The organism is Streptomyces sp. NPDC020845, assembly GCF_044334165.1.
Classification (GTDB): Bacteria; Actinomycetota; Actinomycetes; order Streptomycetales; family Streptomycetaceae; genus Streptomyces.
The window spans coordinates 153,962-176,383 of sequence record NZ_JBIRSJ010000023.1 but is presented as its reverse complement, the minus strand read 5'-3'; the positions used below and the strand labels follow the sequence as shown (position 1 = coordinate 176,383).

19 protein-coding genes and 1 pseudogene are annotated in these 22,422 nt (G+C 72.4%); 9 read left to right on the top strand and 11 right to left on the bottom strand.

Annotated features, from left to right (window positions below; all coding sequences use genetic code 11):
- Window positions 1-70 precede the first annotated feature (70 nt).
- The 5 genes from manA to ACH4U7_RS45875 all read right to left on the bottom strand — a co-directional run bounded on the left by manA (window position 71) and on the right by ACH4U7_RS45875 (window position 4,893).
- Window positions 71-1,285, bottom strand: a complete 1,215-nt coding sequence (manA, locus tag ACH4U7_RS45895; RefSeq protein WP_398533713.1) for a mannose-6-phosphate isomerase, class I — start codon at window positions 1,283-1,285, stop codon at window positions 71-73.
- A 46-nt stretch (window positions 1,286-1,331) separates the two neighbouring features.
- The gene (locus ACH4U7_RS45890) at window positions 1,332-2,555 is read right to left on the bottom strand and encodes an SIS domain-containing protein (protein WP_398533712.1); all 1,224 of its coding nucleotides are present in this window, start codon (window positions 2,553-2,555) and stop codon (window positions 1,332-1,334) included.
- A 68-nt stretch (window positions 2,556-2,623) separates the two neighbouring features.
- On the bottom strand, window positions 2,624-2,806 hold the full coding sequence (locus ACH4U7_RS45885; protein WP_398533711.1) for a Trm112 family protein: 183 nt from the start codon (window positions 2,804-2,806) through the stop codon (window positions 2,624-2,626).
- Between the two features lie 110 nt (window positions 2,807-2,916).
- Entirely contained in the window at window positions 2,917-4,275 is a 1,359-nt protein-coding gene (locus tag ACH4U7_RS45880; RefSeq protein WP_398533710.1) for a phosphomannomutase/phosphoglucomutase, read from the bottom strand.
- A gap of 183 nt (window positions 4,276-4,458) precedes the next feature.
- Complete coding sequence (locus ACH4U7_RS45875; RefSeq protein WP_385630228.1) at window positions 4,459-4,893, bottom strand: DUF3499 domain-containing protein; 435 nt, start codon at window positions 4,891-4,893, stop codon at window positions 4,459-4,461.
- A 401-nt stretch (window positions 4,894-5,294) separates the two neighbouring features.
- On the opposite strand from ACH4U7_RS45875, the gene ACH4U7_RS45870 reads away from it, so the two are divergent.
- A complete protein-coding gene (locus tag ACH4U7_RS45870; protein WP_014177051.1) occupies window positions 5,295-5,690 on the top strand; it encodes a metallopeptidase family protein in 396 nt (131 codons plus the stop codon).
- A gap of 13 nt (window positions 5,691-5,703) precedes the next feature.
- On the opposite strand, the gene ACH4U7_RS45865 is transcribed toward ACH4U7_RS45870, so the two are convergent.
- The 3 genes from ACH4U7_RS45865 to ACH4U7_RS45855 all read right to left on the bottom strand — a co-directional run bounded on the left by ACH4U7_RS45865 (window position 5,704) and on the right by ACH4U7_RS45855 (window position 11,806).
- A complete protein-coding gene (locus ACH4U7_RS45865) occupies window positions 5,704-7,287 on the bottom strand; it encodes a DUF5719 family protein (protein ID WP_398533709.1) in 1,584 nt (527 codons plus the stop codon).
- A complete protein-coding gene (locus ACH4U7_RS45860) occupies window positions 7,284-11,288 on the bottom strand; it encodes a glycosyltransferase (RefSeq protein ID WP_398533708.1) in 4,005 nt (1,334 codons plus the stop codon). The genes ACH4U7_RS45865 and ACH4U7_RS45860 overlap by 4 nt, the downstream gene beginning before the upstream one ends.
- A gap of 254 nt (window positions 11,289-11,542) precedes the next feature.
- Window positions 11,543-11,806 (bottom strand): WhiB family transcriptional regulator, encoded by a 264-nt coding sequence (locus ACH4U7_RS45855; protein ID WP_004952403.1) that lies wholly within the window; start codon window positions 11,804-11,806, stop codon window positions 11,543-11,545.
- Window positions 11,807-12,452: 646 nt separating this feature from the next.
- Here ACH4U7_RS45855 and ACH4U7_RS45850 point away from each other — a divergent pair.
- The 6 genes from ACH4U7_RS45850 to ACH4U7_RS45825 all read left to right on the top strand — a co-directional run bounded on the left by ACH4U7_RS45850 (window position 12,453) and on the right by ACH4U7_RS45825 (window position 18,584).
- A complete protein-coding gene (locus ACH4U7_RS45850; protein ID WP_398533707.1) occupies window positions 12,453-12,986 on the top strand; it encodes a cysteine dioxygenase in 534 nt (177 codons plus the stop codon).
- 77 nt (window positions 12,987-13,063) lie between these two features.
- Entirely contained in the window at window positions 13,064-14,044 is a 981-nt protein-coding gene (cofD, locus tag ACH4U7_RS45845; RefSeq protein ID WP_398533706.1) for a 2-phospho-L-lactate transferase, read from the top strand.
- Window positions 14,041-15,462, top strand: coding sequence for a coenzyme F420-0:L-glutamate ligase (locus ACH4U7_RS45840; RefSeq protein WP_398533705.1), 1,422 nt, complete (start codon window positions 14,041-14,043; stop codon window positions 15,460-15,462). The genes cofD and ACH4U7_RS45840 overlap by 4 nt, the downstream gene beginning before the upstream one ends.
- 141 nt (window positions 15,463-15,603) lie before the next feature.
- Complete coding sequence (locus ACH4U7_RS45835; RefSeq protein WP_398533704.1) at window positions 15,604-16,515, top strand: ABC transporter ATP-binding protein; 912 nt, start codon at window positions 15,604-15,606, stop codon at window positions 16,513-16,515.
- Window positions 16,512-17,291: an ABC transporter permease gene (locus ACH4U7_RS45830; protein ID WP_398533703.1), complete on the top strand. Its 780-nt coding sequence runs from the start codon at window positions 16,512-16,514 to the stop codon at window positions 17,289-17,291. Before ACH4U7_RS45835 ends, ACH4U7_RS45830 begins: the two co-directional genes overlap by 4 nt.
- Before the next feature lie 27 nt (window positions 17,292-17,318).
- On the top strand, window positions 17,319-18,584 hold the full coding sequence (locus ACH4U7_RS45825; protein WP_398533702.1) for a sensor histidine kinase: 1,266 nt from the start codon (window positions 17,319-17,321) through the stop codon (window positions 18,582-18,584).
- Window positions 18,585-18,618: 34 nt separating this feature from the next.
- Here the strand turns inward: ACH4U7_RS45825 and ACH4U7_RS45820 are convergent.
- Window positions 18,619-19,855, bottom strand: a pseudogene (locus ACH4U7_RS45820) (RNA-guided endonuclease InsQ/TnpB family protein).
- Between the two features lie 176 nt (window positions 19,856-20,031).
- Between ACH4U7_RS45820 and ACH4U7_RS45815 the strand changes: the two are divergent.
- Together ACH4U7_RS45815 and ACH4U7_RS45810 are read left to right on the top strand one after the other, a co-directional pair.
- A complete protein-coding gene (locus ACH4U7_RS45815; RefSeq protein ID WP_398533701.1) occupies window positions 20,032-20,700 on the top strand; it encodes a response regulator in 669 nt (222 codons plus the stop codon).
- Window positions 20,701-20,777: 77 nt separating this feature from the next.
- Window positions 20,778-21,053, top strand: coding sequence for a hypothetical protein (locus ACH4U7_RS45810; protein WP_398533700.1), 276 nt, complete (start codon window positions 20,778-20,780; stop codon window positions 21,051-21,053).
- Between the two features lie 121 nt (window positions 21,054-21,174).
- Here ACH4U7_RS45810 and ACH4U7_RS45805 read toward each other — a convergent pair whose 3' ends face one another.
- Both ACH4U7_RS45805 and ACH4U7_RS45800 read right to left on the bottom strand, forming a co-directional pair.
- On the bottom strand, window positions 21,175-21,375 hold the full coding sequence (locus ACH4U7_RS45805) for a DUF397 domain-containing protein (RefSeq protein WP_398533699.1): 201 nt from the start codon (window positions 21,373-21,375) through the stop codon (window positions 21,175-21,177).
- Window positions 21,372-22,235 (bottom strand): helix-turn-helix domain-containing protein, encoded by an 864-nt coding sequence (locus ACH4U7_RS45800; RefSeq protein ID WP_398533698.1) that lies wholly within the window; start codon window positions 22,233-22,235, stop codon window positions 21,372-21,374. The genes ACH4U7_RS45805 and ACH4U7_RS45800 overlap by 4 nt, the downstream gene beginning before the upstream one ends.
- Window positions 22,236-22,422: the final 187 nt, after the last annotated feature.

Here is a 22,422-nt window from a genome sequence, read left to right as displayed (position 1 = left end):
CACGGCAGCTTTGCCGTTGCTTTACTGCGTACGGCGGGCCATTGTTGCAGCCCCGCCAAACGGCGGTGCGTCAGGCGGCGACTGTGGCCCGGAACACAGTGCCGGGGCCGGACAGCGCCACGGCCTCGCCCGCCGGGACGAAGGCCGACTCCCCCTGTGCCAGCCGCAGTTCGGCCCCATCGCCGCCGTCGCCGCCCGTGCCGCGCAGCACCGCCGTGCCCGAGGCGCACAGCAGGATCTGGGGCGTGCGGGAGGGCAGCGGGCGCGGGCCGGTGCCCTCGGCCAGGACGTAGCGCGAGAGCCGGAACTCGTCGATCGGAGTGGTGTACACCTCCTCGCCGGAGGAATCCGCCTCGGGGCGGAGCACACCGGGCGCCTCGCTCTCGAAGCGGACGATGCGCAGCAGTTCCGGGACGTCGATGTGCTTGGGGGTCAGTCCGCACCGCAGCACATTGTCGGAGTTGGCCATGATCTCGACGCCGAGGCCGTCGAGATAGGCGTGCGGCACCCCCGCGCCCAGGTAAAGCGCCTCGCCCGGCTGCAGTTGTACGTAGTTGAGGAGTATCGCGGCGATCACGCCGGGGTCGCCCGGGTAGTGCCGGGCGATGGAGGCGTACGCGCGGTACGCGGGGGCGTGCGGGCCGTCCTGCGCGCCGAGCCGTTCGGCGGCGGCAGCGGCCTGGTGGACGGTGTCCGCGATCGCCTCGCGGTCGGCGGTCAGTACGGCGGTGAGCACTTCGCGCAGCGCGTGGGACTCGGGGTGGGCGTGCAGGACGTCCACGTACGGCTTGAGCGAGTCCACCTCAAGGGCGGCCAGCAGCCCGGCGGCCTCGTCGGCGTCACGGAAGCCGCACAGCCCGTCGAAGGGCGTGAGCGCGCATATGAGTTCGGGCTTGTGGTTGGCGTCCTTGTAGTTGCGGTGGGCGGCGTCGACGGGGACGCCGCGCGCCTCCTCGTCCGCGAAGCCCGCCTCGGCCTGGGCCAGGTCGGGGTGCACCTGCAGTGAGAGCGGCGAGGCGGCGGCGAGCACCTTGAGCAGGAACGGCAGCCGCGGCCCGAAGTGGCCTACGGCATCCGGGCCGAGTTCGCCCTCCGGGTCGGCGGCGATCACGTCGGAGAGGGCCACCGGGCCCTCGCCGCGGTCGACGCGGGACGGCGCCCCGGGGTGCGCCCCCATCCACAGCTCGGCCTGCGGCTCACCCGTCGGCTCCGTGCCCAGCAGCTCGGGGATGGCGGTGGCGGAGCCCCAGGCGTAGGGGCGGACGGTGTTGACGAGGCGGTCCATGGGGTGCGGTTCCTGACTGTACGTGCGGAAGGACGGGATTACTCCGTCATGATCTCTCCGTCGAGGCGAGCGCCAGGTAAACGGCGGCGAAATCCGTGATGGCGAGGAGTTCCGCCGCGTTCTCCAGCACACCGCCCCCGCCCGGTTCGAGCTCGCTGAGCGCGGTGTCGTGGGCGAGCGCGAGCTCCCGGGCGGTCGGCACGGCCGAGAGCGCGCTGACCTGTTCGTCATACAAGAGCACAACCCTGGCCCGCAGCGCCTCCGCCTCCTCCACCCGGTCGCGGAAGAAGTCGTCCGGGTCGGCGCCGCCGGCCAGCGAACCGGCCAGCAGCGCGCCATGGGCGGCGAGCGCCCCGGGCAGCTCAGCGACGAGCGCGGGGCGCCCGGCGAGCAGTGCGAGCAGGCTCGCGAAGCGCCGCCCGGCGGCCGCCGCGACCGGCCCTTCGGTCCACAGCAGCGGCAGCGAACCGGCGAGCTCGGCGGCCAGGGCCTTGGCGGGGTTGGTGTAGGTGGCGATGGCCGGGCCGCAGCGCTCGGCGACCTGGTCCAGCCGGTCGGCCACCTGCTGCAGCACGCTGGGCGGGGCGGCCACCAGGCCGATGCGGTCGACGAGGACCAGCAGCGGCGTGAGCAGCCCCCACAGGGTGCCCGGCAGCGCGGGCCCCGTCACCTCGTCCGGCGCCGTGCCCGTCGGCTCGGTGTGCTGCCCTTCGGCCTGCGGGGTTCCGGCGGGCGCGGGCGGCGCCGTGTCGTACGGCGCCGAGTTGTTGTTGTACGGGCCGGCGGCCAGCGGGACCATCAGCCCGCGCGCCTGCTCGACGGCGCCGGCCAGCGGGGAGTGCGCGGGCGCGACCGCCACGATCGAGCAGCCCCGCCGGTACGCCTGCTCGACCAGCGGCGGAAGCCCCGGCTCCGCGCCGTCCGGCGTGACGAGCAGCAGCAGGTCCAGCGGGCCCGCCCAGCCGGGCAGCGTCCAGCGCAGCGCGCCCGGGGCGGGCGCCACGCCCGTCGGCGCGATCAGGCTGACCGGGCAGTTGTTGCCGCTGAGGGCGCCGAGGAGGTCGGCGGTGCAGCTCCCCGCCGCGCCCGGGCCGGCGACCAGCACGGAGCGCGGCCTGCCGTCCGGCTTGAGGTCGGCGACCCCCGCCTCGGCGGCGTACCGGGCCGCGGTGCGCACCCGGGCGCCGGATTCCGCGGCCCCCCGCAGCAGCCCGCGAACGTCCGCGCGGGCGAGGGCTTCGGGGGCGTCGAGGAGGGATTCGTCGAGCATGGTGCTTCGGCCTCCGATCGCCGTGGGCGGTGCGGTCCGGGGCGGGGCGGGAACTGCGCGGGACGGCGTCAGGCCGGGCGGCGCGCCTCGTCGACGAGCAGCACGGGGATGTCGTCCCGGACCGGGTAGGCGAGGCCGCACCCCTCGCCCGTGCACACCAGCTCGGGCGTCTGCGGACCCTCTTCCTCGCGCAGCGGTGCGTGACACGCCGGGCAGGCGAGGATGTCCAGCAGACCGGCTTCGAGCGGCATGGGGCGTCGTCCCTTCGGTTTGAGTCCAGCGCAGTCAGCGTACCGCCGGGGAGGGAGCGCGGCGCCCCCTCCCCATCAGGCGCCCCCTCGGACGCCCCTTGAGGGGCTTCTCAGGCGCGGACCACGGCCAGGACCTCGTCGCGGACGCGGGCGACGGTTTCCGAATCGCGCGCCTCCACGTTGAGGCGCAGCAGCGGCTCGGTGTTGGAGGGGCGGAGGTTGAACCACCAGTCGGCGGCCGTCACCGTCAGCCCGTCCAGCTCGTCCAGCTCGGCGTCGTCGCGCCCCTGGTACGCGGCCCTGACCGCGGTCATGCGCCCGGCCTGGTCGTCCACGACGCTGTTGATCTCGCCGGAGGCGGCGTACCGGTCGTACGCGGCGACCAGCTGCGACAGCGGGCGGTCCTGCTCGCCGAGCGCGGCCAGGACGTGGAGGGCGGCCAGCATGCCGGTGTCGGCGTTCCAGAAGTCGCGGAAGTAGTAGTGCGCGGAGTGCTCGCCGCCGAAGATCGCGCCGGTGCGGGCCATCTCGGCCTTGATGAACGAGTGCCCGACGCGGGTGCGGACCGGGGTGCCGCCCTGCTCCTTGACGACCTCGGGCACCGACCACGAGGTGATGCAGTTGTGGATGACCGTTCCGCCCGGGTGCTTGGCCAGCTCGCGGGCGGCCACCAGGGCGGTGATCGCGGATGGGGAGACCGGCTCGCCGCGCTCGTCGACGACGAAGCAGCGGTCGGCGTCGCCGTCGAAGGCGAGGCCGAGGTCGGCGCCGGTCTCGCGGACGCGCGCCTGAAGGTCGACGATGTTCTTGGGGTCGAGCGGGTTGGCCTCGTGGTTGGGGAAGGTGCCGTCCAGCTCGAAGTACATCGGGTCCAGCTCGACGGGGAGCCCGGTGAAGACGGTGGGGACGGTGTGGCCGCCCATGCCGTTGCCGGCGTCGACGACGACCTTGAGACGGCGGATGCCGGTGAGGTCGACGAGCGAGCGCAGATGGGCGGCATAGTCGTCGAGTACGTCCCGCTGGGTGATCGTGCCGCGGTCGGCGACCGGGTCGGGCGCGCTGCCCGCGATCCACTCCTCGACCAGGGCGCGGATCTCGGCGAGCCCGCTGTCCTGGCCGATGGGGGCGGCGCCCGCGCGGCACAGCTTGATGCCGTTGTACTGGGCGGGGTTGTGGCTGGCCGTGAACATCGCGCCGGGCAGGTCGAGGTGGCCGCTGGCGAAGTAGAGCTGGTCGGTGGAGCACAGTCCGATCTCGGTCACATCCGCGCCGAGCGCGGCGGCCCCGGTCGCGAAGGCCCGCGACAGACCAGGCGACGAGGGGCGCATGTCATGGCCGACGACGATCGCACGCGCGCCGGTCACCCGGGCGAAGGCGGCGCCGAACAGCTCGGCGAGCGGCTCGTTCAACTGGTCCGGGACCACACCGCGCACGTCGTACGCCTTCACGATCTGCGACAAGTCGGTCACAGCAGTCCCTTCTGGAGGTCTCTACTTCTGCAGGTCTCTACGTTCTGCGGATTCAGGGCCTCTTGGCGGCCTCTGGGGTTCAAAACCTACCCGCAGGACCTGGGGAGCAACTGTGAGGTCCGTCGTGCGGCGCGCTCGGGGCGGCGTACGGCAGAACGCCGGGAGGGACGGGAAGGGGAAGGCTCAGGAGTCGGGTGAGCGCAGGACCCTCAGGTGGCCACGGCGGGAGACCTCACGCGGATCGCCCTCCCGGCCGCTCTGCCCCGGGCCCGACGGTCCGCCGGGCGCGCGCTCATGGGGGCGGGCCGCCTCGCGTACGGCGTTGGCGAGTGCTTCCAGGTCGTCACCGCTGGGGCGGGGCGGGCCGGTGTCGACGGCGAGCCTGACGACCTCCCAGCCGCGCGGGGCGGTCAGCCGCTCCGAGTGTTCGGAGCACAGGTCGTAGCAGTGCGGCTCGGCATAGGTGGCAAGAGGCCCGAGGACCGCGGTCGAGTCCGCGTAGACGTACGTCAGCGTCGCGACGGCGGGGCGGCCGCACGCGGTGCGCGAACAGCGACGTACAGGGCTCACGACGTTGGACGGTACCGCACTCTTGAGCGGGCCGCGACGACTCTCCACCAGCTCACTCCGCCGTGTCGTCACGGTTCGCCCAGTGCGTCCCGATCCGTGAACATCGACGCTGACCAGCGCGGACTCAGACGGGCACGATGACCGGCGCGGACGAATCCGGTCACCGCTCGATCCGATATAGATCATCTTGCGCGAGAAAGTCGACCCAAGAGGCGACTGTTTTCGGGCGGAAGGATGGCCGGAATGTTCATCCGGCGACATGAGTGGCGCCTACACGTAGCGGCGCAAAAGGCGGTACGGAAGGAGCGTCGACGCGGGTAGCGGACGCACTGTCTGGTAAGCGCGTGCCCAGGTGCCGGTGACAGCTACCCTCATGAGTGATGACCAGGCCCGTACCACCCCACCAGTCCGAGCCGTGCCCGCGCCGCCGCGATCGGCACGGGCGTGGGATGCGCGGTCCGATCGCGCCGCCGCAGGTGCCGCTCTCGGTCAGCCGCGCGGAGTCCTTCCTCGACCTCGTCCAGGAGTCCGCGGAGCGGCTGGAGAGACGCTGGCCCCAGCTGTCCGGCGTCGACTTCGCCGTGCTCGAGGTGCCCACCATGAGCGGGCCCGGCGGCCCGGACGGCTGGGACGGCTGGGACGGCGAATCCGTGCCGCTCGGCCGATTCATCGCCGCGCGCGGCGACAGCCCGGACCGCATCGTGATCTACCGCCGCCCGGTCGAGATCCGCGCCAAGACCCGGGACGAGCGCGCGCTGCTCGTCCACGAGGTCGTCGTCGAACAGGTCGCCGAGCTGCTGGGGCTCGCCCCGGAGCTGGTGGACCCGCGCTACGGGCAGGACTAGCCGGCGCCCGAGATCACTGCTTCCCGTCGTTGAGCAGCGACAGGTCCCGGCGCGCCGTCGGGACCGCGACCGTGCTCCGGTCGTCGGGCAGCGCCTGGATCGTGAACATCGGAACGCCGCCCTGGGGCAGCGCCAGCATCCGGGACGCGTACACCGGCCCGCCCGAGACCCGCTCGACCGTCACGGCGTATCCGCCCTTGCCCGAGGCCGGGCGCGGCGGCTGCACGGCCATCGTCGTGCCGCCCTTGACGTCGTACGTCTTGCTGACGGGGGTGCCGCCGCCGCTCCCGGCCGACGCGGTGACCCGCACCTTCGCCGACGCGTTCGGCGCCACCAGGGACAGCGTCGAGCCCTTGGAGCGGTTGTCGGCGGCGGTGGCGTTCCGTTCGATGCTCGTGGTGGCGGGGATGAAGGCCGTCTCCTGGTCGGCCCCCTTGCCGCGGGTCACCCGCAGCGCGGCCACGACCGGAGCGGCCCGGCCCTCCCCGCCCTCAGGGGTGAGCACGAGGGAGCCCGGCTCGCCCTCGGTGAGGTTCCCGAAGTCGGCCCACGCCGTCATCCCGCTCTTGACGTGCAGCGACTCATGTCCGGCGGGGGTGATCGAACTGCTCCGCCCGGCCAGCCGCACCTTCAGGTCCGCGTCGTCCGAGCCGGGCGCGTAGACGACCAGGCGCACGTCGGTCGCGTCCGCCGGGATGCCGGGCAGCACCACGCTGCCCGACGGCTCGGCCGAGGCCGGGAGCCAGTCGCTGCCGAACGACTGGTCCACCGCCTGTACGGTCGCCCCGACCCGGCCGGAGCGCGCCGACACCCTGAGGGTCGCGTCGGTCGCGTCCACGTCCGTCAGGGTGGAGAGCAGCACCGGGACGGTGGACCGGCCCGGGACCGTGATCGCCTCGTCGGTCGAGGGCTTGAGCCGGCCGTTCTCGCCGTAGAGCTTGAGGTCCACCTCGGCCGCGCTGTCGTCCGGGTTGGTCAGGTGCACATAGTCCTGCCGGTCCTTGGCGGTGCTGGCGCCGGGGAACCAGAAGTCCGTGTCGGGCGCGGTGCAGGTGGTGCCCAGCACACCGCGCCCGCTGCCCGCGGCCACGGTGGTGGTCTGCTGCACGGTCCAGCCGGGGGCCAGGAGGCCGTCGGCGGTGCCGATCAGCGCGGGGGCGTCCGAGCGGTCGGTCTCGGCGGTGACCGGCTTCCCCGGCTCCTTCAGAGGCACGACGGGCTCGTTCACCTTGTCCTTCTGGGTGCCTTTCTGGCCTTTCTGGTCGTTCTGAGTGTCCTTCTGGCCGTTTTCGGCGCCCTCGCTGTCCGAACTGTCTGAGTCGTCCTGCGGGCCCTGGGCGGGCAGCAGTCCGGCGGTCCCCTTCTTCGTGCCCTGCGCGCCCGTCCCCTTGGGGGTGAACGCGGTGTAGGTGGTGGTGCCCACGTCCGAGGAGGTGGGCGTCGGGCACAGGAGCGTGGAGCGCTCGACGGGAAGCCTGGTGGCCGCCTTGGCCGCCGGTGCCGTGTCGTCGGAGGACCCCGCGGTCAGCGAGGCGACGCCGGTGATGGCCGCGAGCGCCGTGGCGGCGCCGATCAGGGACAGGATGGTGCGGTTCATCGCTGCTGCTCGCTCCCGTCGCGGCGGGCCTCGGGGTCGGCGCCGCCGTACGTCGTGTCGCCCTGCGGGGGGTACGTGCCGCCGTCGGCGTAGGGCTGCTGCTGGTCGTAGGCGTACGGATCGGCGTACTGGCCGCCCGCGTACGGGTCCGCCGGGTACTGGCCCTGGTCCTGGCCCTGGGCGTACTGCCCTTGCGCGTACTGGTCCTGGCCCTGGCCGTACTGGTCCTGGGCGCCCTGGTAGCCGGTGCCCGCGCCCTGGTACTCGCCGCCCTGATAGCCGGTGTCCTGATACCCGGTGTCCTGGTAACCGGCGCCGGAGTAGTCACCGGCCGGGTACTGGTCGCCTTGATACTGGTCGCCCGCGTACTGGCCGTAGCCCGCGCCCGCGTACGACTGGGCGTCCCACTCGCCGTACTGCTGCTGCGGCACCGCTGCGTACGGGGCCGTGGCGGGCTCCTGGTCCGCGGGCGCGGTCCGGTCGGCTTGATCCGCCTGGCCCGCGGGGCCCGCCTGGCCCGCGGGGCCCGCCTGGCCCGCGTACGGCTGCTCCTCCACACCAGCGCTCTGCTCGTCGGCCACCTGCTGCGCGGCCTGCGCCTCCGCCTCCGCGGCGGCCCGCAGCCGCCGCGCCCGGCGCCCGTCGCCCGCCAGGTCCTCGGCCGAGACCGCCGCGGCGGCGGCCTCCGCCTCCGGCAGGTCGTCGTCGACCGTACGGCGGCGGCCCGGCAGCGCCAGCACCACCAGGACCAGCGCGAGCAGCCCCTGGGCCCACACCCAGGCGGTGTGCGTGACGGGGGTTTCGTAGCTCAGGTCCAGCCGTCCGCCGTTCGCCGGGAGTTCGAAGCCCTGCGCCCAGCCGTCCACGGTCGTCGCCTTCAGCGGCTTGCCGTCGAGTGTGGCCTGCCAGCCGGGCGTCGCCTTGTCGGCGATCCGCAGCACCCGCCCGGCCGGACCGGCGGGGACGGTGGTGTGGGCCTCGACAGGCCCGGAGGGGACGTTCACCGGGGCCGTCCGGGACCCGGCCGCCGAGCCGCCCTGACCCCCCGTCTCGGCCGTCTCGCCCGCCTGGGCGCCGGGGACGATGGCGACCCGCGAGATCCGCTGGTCGACCCGCCACAGGGCGCTGCCGTCCTCCTGGCTGAGCCGGGTGAGCCCCGGCGTGGCGTCCAGCACCCGGCCCATCTGGCGCGGCGCACTGTCGCGCACCAAGACGTAGCGGATGGCGTAGCCGCCGAGCTGGCTGGTCTGGTCCGCGCCGGAGCCGGCGATCAGGTTGGCCACGACGCGGTCGAGCCGGCTGTCGCCGCCGGCCGCGCCGGTGAGCTCGGCGTCGCCGAGCCGGGCGCCGGAGCCGCGCACCAGGACGTAGTCGGCGCGGCCGGCGTCGCCGTCGAGGACGAGGGTGCGGGCCTGGTCGCGGGTGCTGCTCTCGGCCGCGACGAAGGCCGGGACCTGGTCGGGGTCGCGCCGCCCGACCGGGCCGTCCGCGCCGCTCAGCATCCAGCTCGCGGCGGCCCACAGGGGGGCGGCGGCCGCGGCCACCGCGATCAGCAGCGCGAGCGGCTGGCGCCAGCCGAAGCTCTGCGCCGCGACGCGCTCCCGTGCGCCCTCTGCGCCCACCACGCCGGCGCTCAGCAGCGCCAGCCCGTAGACGAGGGTCGCGGGTCCGGCCCAGCCGGAGCCGCCCACGAGCGCCGCGAAGAGGAAGCCGGTGAGGGCCACGGCCCATGCCGTACGGACCGCCAGCTGCCGCTCGGCGCGCATCAGGGCGGCGAGCGCCGCCAGCACGAAGCCGAGCAGCAGAAGCGTTCCGCCGGCCTTGGGGCCGCCGGGGCTCAGCGCGAGCAGGTGCAGGGCGGACGCGGAGCCGGTGGTGTAGTCGAGACCCGCCTCGTCGAAGAACCGGCCCGGGTCGGTCAGCAGATCGGCCGACCAGGGCGCGAGCACGGCCGGCGGGGTGAGGACGACGGCGAGGAAGCGCAGCCCGTACGCCACCAGCTGATCGGTACGGCTCTCCGCGAACCGCACCGCCAGCACCCCGAGGCCCAGGAGCACCGCGATCGGCCAGACGATCGGCGTGAACGCCATGGTGAAGGTCAGCAGCAGCGCGTACGCCCAGGTGGCGCGCCAGCTGGGCCGCTCGCCGCGGCGCGCCCGCTCGCCCAGCCCGAACCCGCTCGCCGCGACCGCGGCGCGGGCCATCAGCGGCAGCAGGACGGCCAGCACGGCGGTACCCAGCCGCCCGCTCGCCAGCGCCCCGGTCGCGGCCGGCAGGAAGGCGTACGCGACGCTGCCCCAGGCGCGCAGCAGCCGGGACTCGACGAGCGGCCGGGAGGCGAAGTACGCGGTGAAGCCGGCCAGCGGCACCGAACAGACCAGCAGCAGTGTGAGCGTGAAGCCGGTGCTGCCCAGGAAGAGCGTGGCGACCGACGCGAGCACGGCCAGATACGGCGGCGCGCTCTGCGTCCCGCCGGTCCCCACCGGATGCCAGCCGTCCATGTAGCGCGCCCACAGTTCGGAGACGCCGTCGGGCGCGGGCAGCAGCGCGCCGCCGGTCAGCGACCCGCCGCCGAGCAGATCGCGGCAGGCGACGAGCGAGACGAGCAGCAGGACGACGAAGAGCATCGGCCCGGGTTTGCGGCCGATCCGCTTCAGCCGGGCGAACTGCTCGACCTCCAGGAAGTCGGCGTCGTCGCCGCCAGGACCGGACTCCACGGCCCCGTGCCGCCCGCCGGAGGACAGCTCGGGCTCCGACCGTCCGCCGAAGTTGCTCGCGATCTGCTCGGCGGTGGCCCGCACCGTGGCACCGGGCGGCGGGAACAGCGGCCGCAGCTCGTCCTTCTCGGCCACGGGCCGGCCGCGCCGTCTGCGCGCGGCGAGGATCTTCTCGGGGCGCAGCAGCGTGCCGAAGAGCCCGGCGACCTCGTCCAGCGCCTGCCCGGGCACCTTGCCGACCAGATAGGCGAGGGTGCGCACCAGGGTGCCGAGCACCAGCCGCAGCATGACGTACGGAAGCGCCGCCCCGCGGCTGTTGACCAGCAGGGTGTAGACCGCTCCGGCCTTGTCGACGCGGTGCGGTCCGGCGACGGAGCGGCCCACGCAGTCGATGGGGCGCCGCTCGCGGGCGGCGGCCTCGGCGTGGCGCAGCGCGGCGTCCGGCGCGATCAGCACTTGGTGGCCGGCGGCCTGGGCGCGCCAGCACAGGTCCACGTCGTCGCGCATGAGGGGCAGCCGGGGGTCGAAGCCGCCCAGCTCTTCCCATACGTCGCGGCGCACCAGCATGCCGGCGCTGGAGACCGACAGCACCGGCCGCACCTGGTCGTGCTGGCCCTGGTCCTGCTCGCGCCGCTCCAGACCGGTCCAGCGGCGGCCGCTGCGGGCGATGCTGACGCCGACTTCGAGCAGCTGCCTGCTGTCGTACCAGCTGCGCAGCTTGGGTCCGACGATCGCGGCGCGCGGGTGGTCGTCGGCGACCCGCAGCAGCTCGGCGAGGGCGTCCGGGGCGGGGGCGCAGTCGTCGTGCAGCAGCCACAGCCACTGGACCGGTTCGCCGTGGGGCAGCTCCGGCATGTCGTACGCGTCGTCGCGCCAGGTGCGGTTGACGGGGTCCCAGCCGCTGGGGCGCTTGAGGTACGTCAGCTCCTCGGGACCCAGCACCTCGACGCTGCGCACCGCCTCGGCGACGGCGGTGCCGAAGCCGCTGCGGCGGGCGAGGTGGAGCACCCGGTCGGGGCCGAGCGCGTCGGCCAGCAGCTGCGCGGAGTTGTCGGCGCTGCCGGTGTCGGCGGCGACGGCGCTCTGGACGGGCCGCTCCTGGCCGAGCAGCCCGGCCAGCGCCTCGGGCAGCCAGCGGGCGCCGTCGTGGGCGACGAGCACGGCGGTGACGACATGGCGGGGGAACGCCGGTGTCTGCGTGGGAGCAGGCACGGCTGACTGCGTGGGCGCAAACGCGGCGTTGGCGGCCGGGTATTGGGCCGCCTGGTGGCTGTGCACGGACATCGAGGTACGGGCCCCGGTTCGCTGGACTGCAGTGGACGCGCGCGCCCTTGGCGGCGCCCGCGCGTCTCGGACGGGGCCCCACACTAACGGCTGAGCACACAGCGGTCCGCCTCCCGGCGCCAAGGGGGCGGGAGGCGGACCGTTGGTTCCAGGTCTGGTATGGCGTGGGGTCAGACACCGGCCATCAGACACCGGCCATCAGACACCGGCCATCAGACACCGGCCATCAGGCAGCAGCCATCAGACTGCGGCCGTCAGACTGCGGCCTTTTTCAGGCGGCGGCGCTCCCGCTCGGACAGACCTCCCCAGATGCCGAAGCGCTCGTCGTTGGCGAGGGCGTACTCGAGGCATTCGGAACGGACCTCACAGGCGAGGCAGACCTTCTTCGCCTCACGGGTGGATCCGCCCTTTTCCGGGAAGAACGACTCGGGATCGGTCTGGGCGCACAGTGCGCGCTCCTGCCAACCGAGCTCCTCGTCCGCCTCTTCGACCAGCAGTTGCTGGAACAACTCGGTCATGTGCGCCCCTCGTCTGTCATTGCGTCCCCGTGCCTGCTGCCGTTGGTCCTTCGGCAAAACGACACGAGTGAAATTACAAGTGCGCCGATCCGGGCCAGTCAAGCCGAGATCTGCTATTGAGCCCCTTATTCACTCTGCGGAACCAAGGCGACGCAGAAAGTGTTCAAATCGGCCTAAAGCTGACACCTTCCCCGGCCGTCACCCTCGCCCCTCCTCTTACTCACAGAAGAGGACGCCAACACGGCCGATCCCGTTGCACCCCAGGGGATTCCGGGTGTTGCGCCATCTGACCGGTTCCCGGTCGGCACAAACCTTTCTGCCGCCCCGGCAACCGGATGGGGTGAAAGTCGCCCACCATCCGGACGGTCAAGTTGACACGAGGGTCGACGACCCGGTCTCCTTGTCCGCATGTCAGCGACCCCCGCGCCCCAGGCGACCCGTGACCACGGGTTCCGCTGCGCTGTGCAGGCTCGCTGTCGCTGTTCCAGCTGTTGTTGATGCCTGTCGATAGCCCCTGAGCTCCAGCCATCCCGACAGCCGCCCCCGGGCCGCCGCCCCTCGTGGCCGCCTGACGCAGCCGTCTTACGCGCCGCCTCGTGCGGCCGCCCCCGCGACCGCCACGCCACCTTCCGCCGAGGAACCCCCTATGAACAGCGACATCCAGATCGCCGGTGACCCGCTCGCCATTCCGCATCTGCTGCCGCCCGCACCCGCGCACCCCTCCACCGTCGCCGCCTTCGCCGGACTGGCCCGCTCCCTCGCGGCCGACCGCGCCCGCTGGGCGCCCCTGGTCCAGTACGACGCCACCAGCCGCTGGTACCACCGGCTGCGCACCGGCCCCGGCTATGAGGTGTGGCTGCTCAGCTGGGTCCCCGGCCAGGGCAGCGGGGCCCATGACCACGGCGCGTCCTCGGGCGTGCTGACCGTCCTCGAAGGCGAGCTGACCGAGCGAGTGGGGCACGGGGGGCGGCACAGCTTGCGGGCAGGCGCGCAGCGCGTCTTCGCGCCGGGCTATGTCCACGACGTCGTCAACGACGCGCTCGAACCGGCCGTCAGCCTGCACATCTACTTCCCCGGGTTGACCGACATGCCGATGCACCCGTCGCAGGACGCGGTACGAGAGCTGACGGAAGGCCGCGTTCCGGACGCCCCGGACACATCGGGTGCCCTAGGCGGCTGACAGGCCCACCCGTCGCCCGACCGCCCACCCGTCGCCCACCACCACCCTCAACGGCTGCGGCTGGCAGTATGTCTCGCATGCGCATTGTGGTTCTGGCAGGCGGCATCGGCGGCGCCCGTTTTCTCCGCGGTCTGAAGTCGGCGGCGCCGGACGCCGACATCACCGTCATCGGGAACACCGGCGACGACATCCACCTCTTCGGGCTGAAGGTCTGCCCCGACCTCGACACGGTGATGTACACCCTCGGCGGCGGCATCCACGAGGACCAGGGCTGGGGCCGGGCGGACGAGACCTTCGCCGTCAAGGAGGAGTTGGCGGCGTACGGCGTCGGGCCCGAGTGGTTCGGCCTGGGCGACCGGGATTTCGCCACGCACATCGTCCGGACGCAGATGATCGGTGCGGGCTATCCGCTGAGCGCCGTCACCGAGGCCCTGTGCGCGCGCTGGCAGCCCGGCGTGCGGCTGCTGCCGATGACCGACGACCGGATCGAGACACACGTCCTGATCGACGACCCCGACGTCCAGGACGCCGAGGGCCGCCCCGCGCGCAAGGCCGTGCACTTCCAGGAGTACTGGGTGCGGCTGCGCGCCTCCGTGCCCGCCCACGCCGTCATCCCCGTCGGCGCCGAGCAGGCCAAGCCCGCACCCGGGGTGCTGGAGGCCATCGCCGGGGCCGACGTCATCGTCTTCCCGCCCTCCAACCCCGTCGTCAGCGTCGGCACCATCCTGGCCGTGCCCGGTGTCCGGGAGGCCATCGCGGACGCCGGGGTGCCCGTGGTGGGCCTGTCCCCCATCGTCGGCGACGCGCCCGTGCGCGGCATGGCCGACAAGGTGCTGGCCGCCGTGGGCGTCGAGTCCACCGCCGCGGCCGTCGCCCGCCACTACGGCTCCGGGCTGCTCGACGGATGGCTCGTGGACACCGTGGACGCCGCCACCGTGGACGAGGTCGAGGCGGCCGGGATCCGCTGCCGCGCCGTCCCGCTGATGATGACCGACATCGAGGCGACGGCCCGGATGGCCGCGGAGGCCCTGAAGCTGGCCGAGGAGGTACGGGCATGACGCAGGCGCCGACGTACCGGGTGTGGGCGCTTCCCGGCATCCCCGAGGTCCGCCCCGGCGACGACCTCGCCAAGCTCATCGCCGACGCCGCGACCGCCGAGGGCCTGCCGGGGCTCGCCGACGGCGATGTCCTGCTCGTCACCTCCAAGATCGTCAGCAAGGCGGAGGGGCGCATCGTCCAGGCCGAGGACCGCGAGGCCGCCATAGACGCCGAGGCCGTCCGGGTCGTCGCCCGGCGCGGGCGCACCCGCATCGTGGAGACCCGGCACGGCCTGGTGATGGCCGCGGCCGGGGTCGACGCCTCCAACACCCCTGCCGGGACCGTGCTGTTGCTCCCCGAGGACTCCGACGCCTCCGCGCGGCGCATCCATGCCGGGCTGCGGGACGCGCTCGGGGTCGAGGTGGGGGTGGTGGTCACCGACACCTTCGGGCGGCCGTGGCGCAGCGGGGTGACCGACGTCGCCATCGGCGCGGCCGGGGTGCGGGTGCTGGAGGACCTGCGCGGCGGCACCGACGCCCATGGCAACCCGCTGAGCGCCACCGTGGTCGCCACGGCCGACGAGCTGGCCTCGGCAGGAGACCTGGTCAAGGGGAAGTCGGGCGGGCTGCCGGTGGCGGTGGTGCGGGGTTTGCCGCATGTCGTACGTACGGCGGGCCCTGACGGCACGGACCACTCCAGCAGTCTCGAAAGCCCTGTCAGCCCCAGCGCCGCTGCCGACCCCGCCGACTCCGCCGACTCCGCCGACCCCGCCGACCCCGACCTGGGTGCCCGGCCCCTGATCCGCGGGGCCGCCGACGACATGTTCCGGCTCGGGACCTCCGAGGCCGTCCGGGAAGCCGTCACGCTGCGCCGCACGGTGCGGGAGTTCACCGACGAGCCGGTGGACGGCGCCGCGGTGCGCCGGGCCGTGGCCGCCGCGATCACGGCCCCGGCCCCGCACCACACCACGCCCTGGCGGTTCGTCCTCCTGGAGTCGGAGGAGTCGCGGCTGCGGCTGCTCGACGCGATGCGCGAGGCATGGATCGCGGATCTGCGCGGCGACGGCTTCTCCGAGGAGAGCATCGCCAAGCGGGTGCGGCGCGGGGATGTGCTGCGCAAGGCGCCCTACCTCGTCGTGCCCTGCCTGGTCGCGGACGGCGCCCATGACTACCCCGACGCGCGGCGGAGCACCGCCGAGCGCGAGATGTTCGTGGTGGCGGCCGGCGCCGGAGTGCAGAATCTGCTGGTCGCGCTGGCGGGTGAGGGCCTGGGGTCGGCGTGGGTGTCGTCGACGATGTTCTGCCGTCCGGTGGTGCGTCAGATGCTGGGGCTGCCCGAGGAGTGGGACCCGATGGGGGCGGTCGCGGTGGGCCGCGCGGCGGCGCCGCCCCCGGCCCGGCCGCCGCGGGACGCCGACGCGTTTCTGGTGGTGCGTTAGCCCTCGCGTCGGCCCTTAAGGGCCGTCCCCCCACGGTCGTACGGGGCCCGGGAACTTCCGTCCGCGGGGGGACGGGCCCGCCCAGCTCGCTGCCTAGGTTCAAGAGCCGTAGGAGAAACCCAGCGGCGAGAGGCGGCAGACGTGATCGAGGCACGAGGGCTCACCAAGCGGTACGGGGACAGAACGGCGGTCGAGGACCTGACCTTCACGGTCCAGCCCGGCAAGGTCACCGGCTTCCTGGGGCCCAACGGCGCGGGCAAGTCCACGACCATGCGCATGGTCCTCGGCCTGGACGCCCCCACCCGCGGCCGGGTCACCGTGGCCGGCCGCCCGTATGCCGAGCACCCCGCCCCGCTCACCGTGGCCGGCGCCCTTCTGGAGGCGAAGTCCATCCACAAGGGGCGGTCGGCGCTCGGCCATCTGATGGCCCTCGCGCACACCCACGGCATCCCCCGCCGCCGCGTCGAGCAGATCCTCGACCAGGTCGGGCTGCGCGAGGCGGCGGGCAGGCGAGTGGGGGGCTTCTCACTCGGGATGGGCCAACGGCTGGGCATCGCGGCCGCGCTCCTCGGCGACCCCGGCACGGTCATCCTGGACGAGCCGGTCAACGGCCTCGACCCGGAGGGCGTGCGGTGGATCCGTACGCTCCTCAAGGAGCTGGCGGCCGAAGGCCGTACCGTCTTCGTCTCCTCCCATCTGATGAGCGAAATGGCGGTCACCGCCGAGCACTTGATCATCATCGGGCGCGGCAGGCTGCTGGCCGACACCACCGTGGAGCAGTTCGTGCGGAGCGCGGGGGTGGGCGAGGTCAAGGTCGTCAGCCCCGAGGCGGCGCGGCTGCGCGACCTGCTGGCCGCGCCCGGCGTCGAGATCACCTCGGACGCGCCCGGCACGCTCCGCGTCACCGGCGCGGACGGCGAGCGCATCGGGAGCGCCGCCGCGCGCTACGGCATCCCCGTCTACGAACTCACCCCGCACACGGCCTCCCTGGAAGAAGCCTTCATGGAACTCACCCGCGACGCCGTCGAGTACCGCGAGAGGACCGCCGCATGACCGCCACGGCCGCATACCGAGTCACCCGCGTGCGCGTGCTGCGCTCGGAGTGGTCCAAGCTGTGGTCGGTGCGCTCCACGGGGCTCGCGCTCGGTGCCACCGCACTGCTGACGATCGCCATCGGCGCGGTCATCGGGGCGAACTACACCTCGGGAAACGGGGACGGGACCACCGGGCCGGTGCAATTCACCCTCCTCGGCATCCAGTTCAGCCAGCTGATCGTCGCCGTCCTCGGGGTCATGGTGACGGCCGGTGAGTACTCGACCGGCATGGTCCGCGCCACCATGGCGGCCGTTCCCCGCCGGCTCCCGGTGCTGTGGGCCAAGGCAGCCGTCTTCGGCGCCACCGCCTTCGCCACGCTGCTGATGACCACCTTCGCCACCTTCCTGCTCGCCCAGACCTTCCTGAACGGCACCGACCAGGAGGCCGCGCTGACCGACCCGGGGATCGCCCGCGCCCTGGTCGGCGCGGCGGCCGGAATCGCCCTGATCGGAGTGATCTCGCTCGCGCTGGGCGCCGCGCTGCGCGGCGTCCCGGCCGGGATCGGCGCGTACATCGGCGGGGTGCTGATCCTCCCGGAGGTGGCGGGCATGCTGCCGTTCGGGGCGGTTGAGGACGCCGTCGCGTACTTCCCCTCGCGGACCCTGGAGGCCCTGATGGCGACGGGCTCGGAGGCGGATCTGCTCTCGCCGGGGGTGGCGTTCGTGGCGCTGTGCGCCTGGGTGGCGGTCGCGCTGGGCGCGGCGGGGCTGCTGCTGCGCCGCCGCGACGTGTAACGGAACGCCCGGGAGATGGAGAGCCCGATGACCCCCGAGTGGTCCCCCGGCACCCTGTCGCTGACCCGCCGCTTCCACCTCGCCGTCCGGCGCGTACGGGACTTCGACGCCCGCCGGCCGCTGGTGTGGGACCTGCTGCTGACGGGCGTACTGGCCCTGGCCGCGCTGGCCGACCTCATCGGTGGGCGATGGAAGCTGACGGCACACGGGACGGATGTGCCGGGCTGGCTGCCGTGGCTGGTGAGCGTCGGATTCGTGCTCCCCGCGGCCTGGCGGCGGCGCAGGCCCCTCGCGGTCATGTGCGTACTGGCGGTGCCGGGGTTCGTCGACTCCTGGACCGGGATCGCCCTGGAGGCCGGGGCGATCCGGATGGCGGTCCTGTACGGGATCGCGGTGCGGCGGCCCTGGCCCGAGCTGGTCTGGGCGAGCGCGCTCGCCACCGCCCAGATCACCGTCTCCGCCGTGCGATGGCCCGAGGGCGACTTCGACCGGCAGCTCGTGCCGTACCTGATGACGTGCGCGGTCATGGTGCTCGCCGGCATCGCGGTCCGCACCCGCCGCGACTACACGGCCTCGCTGCTGGAGCGGGCCAGGCAGCTGGAGGTGGAGCGGGACCAGCAGGCGCGGCTCGCCGCCGCGGCCGAACGGGCCCGGATCGCCGGGGAGATGCACGACATCATCGGCCACCACCTGTCCGTCATCACCGGCCTGGCCGACGGCGGCTCGTACGCGGCCCGCAAGAACCCCGAGCGCGCGACACAGGCCCTGGAGGCCATCGGCGACACCAGCCGCGAGGCCCTGGGCGAACTGCGCAAGCTGCTGGGCATGTTGCGGGACGCGACCGCCGATCTGGCCCCGCAGCCCGCGCTCGCGGACCTCGACCAACTGCTGGGCCGGGTCCGCGAGGCGGGGCTGCCGGTACGGGTGACCACCTCGGGCCGGAGCGGCGAGCTCTCCCCCGGTCTGCAACTCGCCGTCTACCGCATCGTCCAGGAAGCCCTCACCAACACCCTCAAGCGCGCCGGGCCCGGCGCGCGCGCCGAGGTGGCCATCGGATACGCGCCGCACGGCGTCGACCTCGGCATCACGGACACGGGCGCCGGCACCGGCCCCGGCCCCGGCACCGCCTCGGGCGGCCCGGACGGCCCCGGCAGCCCGGACGGCGGCCAGGGCATCCCCGGTATGCGGCAGCGCGCCGCGCTGTACGGCGGCACACTCGACGCGGGTCCGCTGCCCTCGGGCGGCTGGCGCGTACACGTACATCTACCGGCCGAGCGGAGCGGGCAGCATTGAATCCTCCCCTCCCTGAAGGGAGGGGATTCCTGGCTCAGGCCGCCTGCGGGAGCAGCGTTCCCGCAGGTCTTACGCCCTCAGCACCAGCCGGGTTGAGACCAGCCCGGACCAGCATCACGCGGGCGGAGTTCTTATCTCTGGGGGATACGGCTCCGCACGCTGTGCAGGCATAGGTTCGTTCGGAAAGAGGTAGTGCGTGCTTGGTTCTCGCTCCGCACTGCGCGCAGTCCATCGTGGTGTGCGCGGGATGCACGAGGCGGACGTCCCGCCCGTGCTTGCGGCCCATCTCGGTCAGAGCGCGTTTGGTGGCGCTGATCGCGGCGTCGGCCGCTTTGCGCGCCATCGACGTTTTGGCGAGGAACTTCGGCCGGAAGTCCTCAACGGCGATGGCGTCGTGGTCGTGCACAACGCGTTTGGCCCACTTGCGTCCGGTATCCTGCCGCTGCCGGGCGACCTTCTTGTACGCCTTGGCGCGCAGGTGCTTCGCTTCGCGGTAGCCCTTCGAGGCTGCCTGCCCCTTTTGCCTGCCCCTTGGCGGGCTTGCGGCGGGCCATCATCCGGTCGTACCGCGACAGCTTCGCCTGGGCCTTCCTGCCGTGTTCCGGGTGAGGAAGGTCGTGGTTGTCGGATGTGGTGGTAGCGGTCTCCTTCACACCCCAGTCGATCCCGAGCACGCGACCGGTGGAGGGAAGCGACTGGACTTCAGCGGAGACGACGAACGAGGCGTACCAGTGCCCGACGCTGTCGCGGAACACGCGCACCGAGGACGGCTCGGCGGGCAGATCTCTCGACCACACCACGGTTACCACGATGTTCCCGGCCAGGTGCAGGCGGCCGTCTTTGAGGCGGAAGCCACGCCGGGTGTAGTTCAGGCTCGGGTCGGCCTCGCGCTTCTTCTTGTACTTGGGCATCCCGGCCCGCCGCCTGACCGGCAACCGGTCCTTGATGTCTTTGTGCGCCTTCGCACGGGACTTGCCGAAATCGCGTACGAGCTGCTGCTGCGGCACGGACGAGCCCTCACGCAGCCACGGTGTCTTCTTGCGGGCTTCGGTCAGCATCCTGTCGAGCTGCGCCGGACCGCACGTCCGCTTGTCCTCCGGGTGAGCCTTGTTGTGCAAGTTCACCGCCTTGGACTTGGCCACACACTCGTTCCAGACCCACCGGCACCGGTCCCACTCGGCTTCCAGAGCGCGCCGGGCCGTAGACGACAGACGCACACGGAAGGTGTGCCGGGCATGCCCGGCATCCTCCGTGATCGCTCCTGTCGTCATGCACACCAACCTATCCGGGAGGACTGACAGTTGAGAGTTCTTGATCAATGCGGCCTCCCTCGCCCCGTCACGGGGTGGACCGTCTTTCGCCCTGCGGGCGAAACCCCGCTCACTGCCCTGCTCCGCAGGAGTCCGATTCCTCACCGGCCTGAACGGGGCATCCTCGGAGGCGCCAGGTGACCACGGTGGCGATCGCGGACGACCAGGCCATGCAGCGCTTCGGCTTCCGGATGCTGTTGGAGAGCCAGGACGACATGGCGCTCGTCGGCGAGGCCGAAACCGGCTCCGCGGCCGTACGGCTGTGCGCCGAGCTGCAGCCGGACGTGGTGCTGATGGACGTACGGATGCCCGGCCTCGACGGCATCGAGGCCACCCGCCGTATCGTCGCGTCCGGCGGCCGCACCCGCGTACTGATCCTCACCACCTTCGACCTCGACGAGTACGCCCACGCCGGTCTGCGGGCCGGTGCGAGCGGCTTCCTCGTCAAGGACGCCCGCCCCGAGGAACTGCTCGCGGGCATCCGGGCCGTGGCGAGCGGCGACGCGGTCGTCGCCCCGGCCCTGACCCGCCGCCTCCTCGACCGCTACGCCCACCACCTCCCCGCGACGGACACAGGCGCGGCCGACGGCACCGACCCCCGCCTGGCGGCCCTCACCGGCCGCGAGCGCGAGGTCCTGACGGCGATCGGCCTGGGCTGGACGAACGGCGAGATCGCGGAGCGGCTGGTCGTCGCGGAGTCCACCGTCAAGACGCACGTGGGCCGCATCCTGGCGAAGATCGGCGCCCGGGACCGCGTCCAGGCGGTGATCTTCGCGTACGACACCCGGCTGGTGCGCCCGGAGTAGCCGATCCATTGCCATGAGTGTCATGCACACATACAGTGAGTAGCCATTGTCCTCCGTGGTGCGGGATGGGAGAACTCATGGAGCGAGCCTGGGAGGCCGACCCCGCGGCCTCGTTCGAGCGACGCCTGGGGAAGTCCGCCAAGGAGCTGAACGCCACCGGTGGCCGCGACGGCTGCCCCGACATCTGGCAGTTGACCAACGGAGACATCGCGGTGATCGGCCGGGACCTGACGGAGACGTACGCGGCCCGGCTGCCCGACGACGTCAAGATCGCCGCGGACGAGCGCCTGGTGATCCTGCCGGGTGCGATGCTGAGCTCGGCGAAGCCTGATATTCCCGACGCTCAGCCCTGACGGTCTCCGTCTCCAGACGTCGCGCGCCGAGCGGCTCGATCTGGACAGCTACGCGTCACCCACACGACACCGGCGAATGGGGCCCCGGCAACGGCTTGCCGGGGCCCAGCGTCTGATCTGCTTAACGGTCGAACTCCCGCAACTTGACGCCCAGGAGGAACGCTTGCCATGCGTCACCCGTGAACGTCAGGTGCGGGCCGCTCCTGTCCTTGCTGTCCCGTACGGAACGGCCACCGATGACCGTTGGGGCGATTTCTACGCAATTGCCCTCTTGCATGGAGTAAGACGACTTACGATACGGTCCAATAACCTCTGGGGTCATTTCCCTTCCTCGCTGCTCCGCAGTGCGCCCCGAATGAGTCGTGCACTCACATCCGGGGCCAGTGCCGCCGATCGTAGTTGGTCAAAAGCGTTGGCGTAAGCACCGAGGTCGTCGGGGTCCTCAAGGACAGACGTACCACGCAGGTTTTCCATGGTCACCGCTTCAACCGCAGCGTCGGAGTCGAAGCTGAACGAAGAAAACACAGAAATCCCCGCGAGCAAGCCGGCCGTAAATGGCAGGACTTGAACGGTGACATTCCACCTCCCGCTCACCTCAAGCACGGCGGACAGCTGTTCACGGTGGACCGCAGCGCTGACCAGCGGGTGAATGATGACAGGTTCCCAAAGGATGGCCGTATAAATGGCCCCTCCGGGCTCGATTTTCGCCTGCCGCATCTTGCGCGCCTTCACCAGATGCGCCGCCCGTTCGAAATCAACACAATTTGGGCCCGACGCAATAGTTGCCTCTGCGTAAGCGGCGGTTTGCAACAGCCCCGGGAAGGCAACGGATTGCCATTCTCGGATGAAAGTGGCGTCATCCTCAATCGCGATGTGATCGAGATAGTCCTCGCGCAAGTGCGCCGCATGCTCGAGCCACCAACCGCGATGGTTGGCGTTCCTGGCCAAGCCCTCAAGCCGTGCCCGCACATCGCCGTCTTTGATGCCGTAGGCGTCCAGCAGCAGGCGAAGGTCGACAACGCGAGCGGCCACATGGCCGGACTCAATACGGCTGATCTTAGGCGCCGATGATTCGATCACCGCCGCGGCTTGTTGCTGATCCAGCTTTGCGGCGAGTCGGTATCGCTTGAGCGCTGCACCGAGTCGCCTGCTGCGCACGGTCGGCTTTCCCCCTGCGGGCATGGGTTCCCCACCTCTCTGCTGACTACCCAGCGCGACACCGGGCCCACTGTACGGCTCGACAACACGACGGCGATCGCAATGCAAGCATGCATAACTAAGAGTTGCACTTCACATGCATGCAGCCCTAACCTCTTGAACACGCGCCACTACAGAGTGCGAACTTGGCGATGAGTCAGGGGGCAGCAGG

Coding starts and splice junctions, on each gene's coding strand:
- manA (WP_398533713.1), bottom strand. CDS start 1,285: ATGGACCGCCTCGTCAACACCGTCCGCCCCTACGCCTGGGGCTCCGCC.
- ACH4U7_RS45890 (WP_398533712.1), bottom strand. CDS start 2,555: ATGCTCGACGAATCCCTCCTCGACGCCCCCGAAGCCCTCGCCCGCGCG.
- ACH4U7_RS45885 (WP_398533711.1), bottom strand. CDS start 2,806: ATGCCGCTCGAAGCCGGTCTGCTGGACATCCTCGCCTGCCCGGCGTGT.
- ACH4U7_RS45870 (WP_014177051.1), top strand. CDS start 5,295: ATGCGCGGTCCGATCGCGCCGCCGCAGGTGCCGCTCTCGGTCAGCCGC.
- ACH4U7_RS45865 (WP_398533709.1), bottom strand. CDS start 7,287: ATGAACCGCACCATCCTGTCCCTGATCGGCGCCGCCACGGCGCTCGCG.
- ACH4U7_RS45860 (WP_398533708.1), bottom strand. CDS start 11,288: ATGTCCGTGCACAGCCACCAGGCGGCCCAATACCCGGCCGCCAACGCC.
- ACH4U7_RS45855 (WP_004952403.1), bottom strand. CDS start 11,806: ATGACCGAGTTGTTCCAGCAACTGCTGGTCGAAGAGGCGGACGAGGAG.
- ACH4U7_RS45850 (WP_398533707.1), top strand. CDS start 12,453: ATGAACAGCGACATCCAGATCGCCGGTGACCCGCTCGCCATTCCGCAT.
- cofD (WP_398533706.1), top strand. CDS start 13,064: ATGCGCATTGTGGTTCTGGCAGGCGGCATCGGCGGCGCCCGTTTTCTC.
- ACH4U7_RS45840 (WP_398533705.1), top strand. CDS start 14,041: ATGACGCAGGCGCCGACGTACCGGGTGTGGGCGCTTCCCGGCATCCCC.
- ACH4U7_RS45830 (WP_398533703.1), top strand. CDS start 16,512: ATGACCGCCACGGCCGCATACCGAGTCACCCGCGTGCGCGTGCTGCGC.
- ACH4U7_RS45825 (WP_398533702.1), top strand. CDS start 17,319: ATGACCCCCGAGTGGTCCCCCGGCACCCTGTCGCTGACCCGCCGCTTC.
- ACH4U7_RS45810 (WP_398533700.1), top strand. CDS start 20,778: ATGGAGCGAGCCTGGGAGGCCGACCCCGCGGCCTCGTTCGAGCGACGC.
- ACH4U7_RS45805 (WP_398533699.1), bottom strand. CDS start 21,375: ATGACCCCAGAGGTTATTGGACCGTATCGTAAGTCGTCTTACTCCATG.
- ACH4U7_RS45800 (WP_398533698.1), bottom strand. CDS start 22,235: ATGCCCGCAGGGGGAAAGCCGACCGTGCGCAGCAGGCGACTCGGTGCA.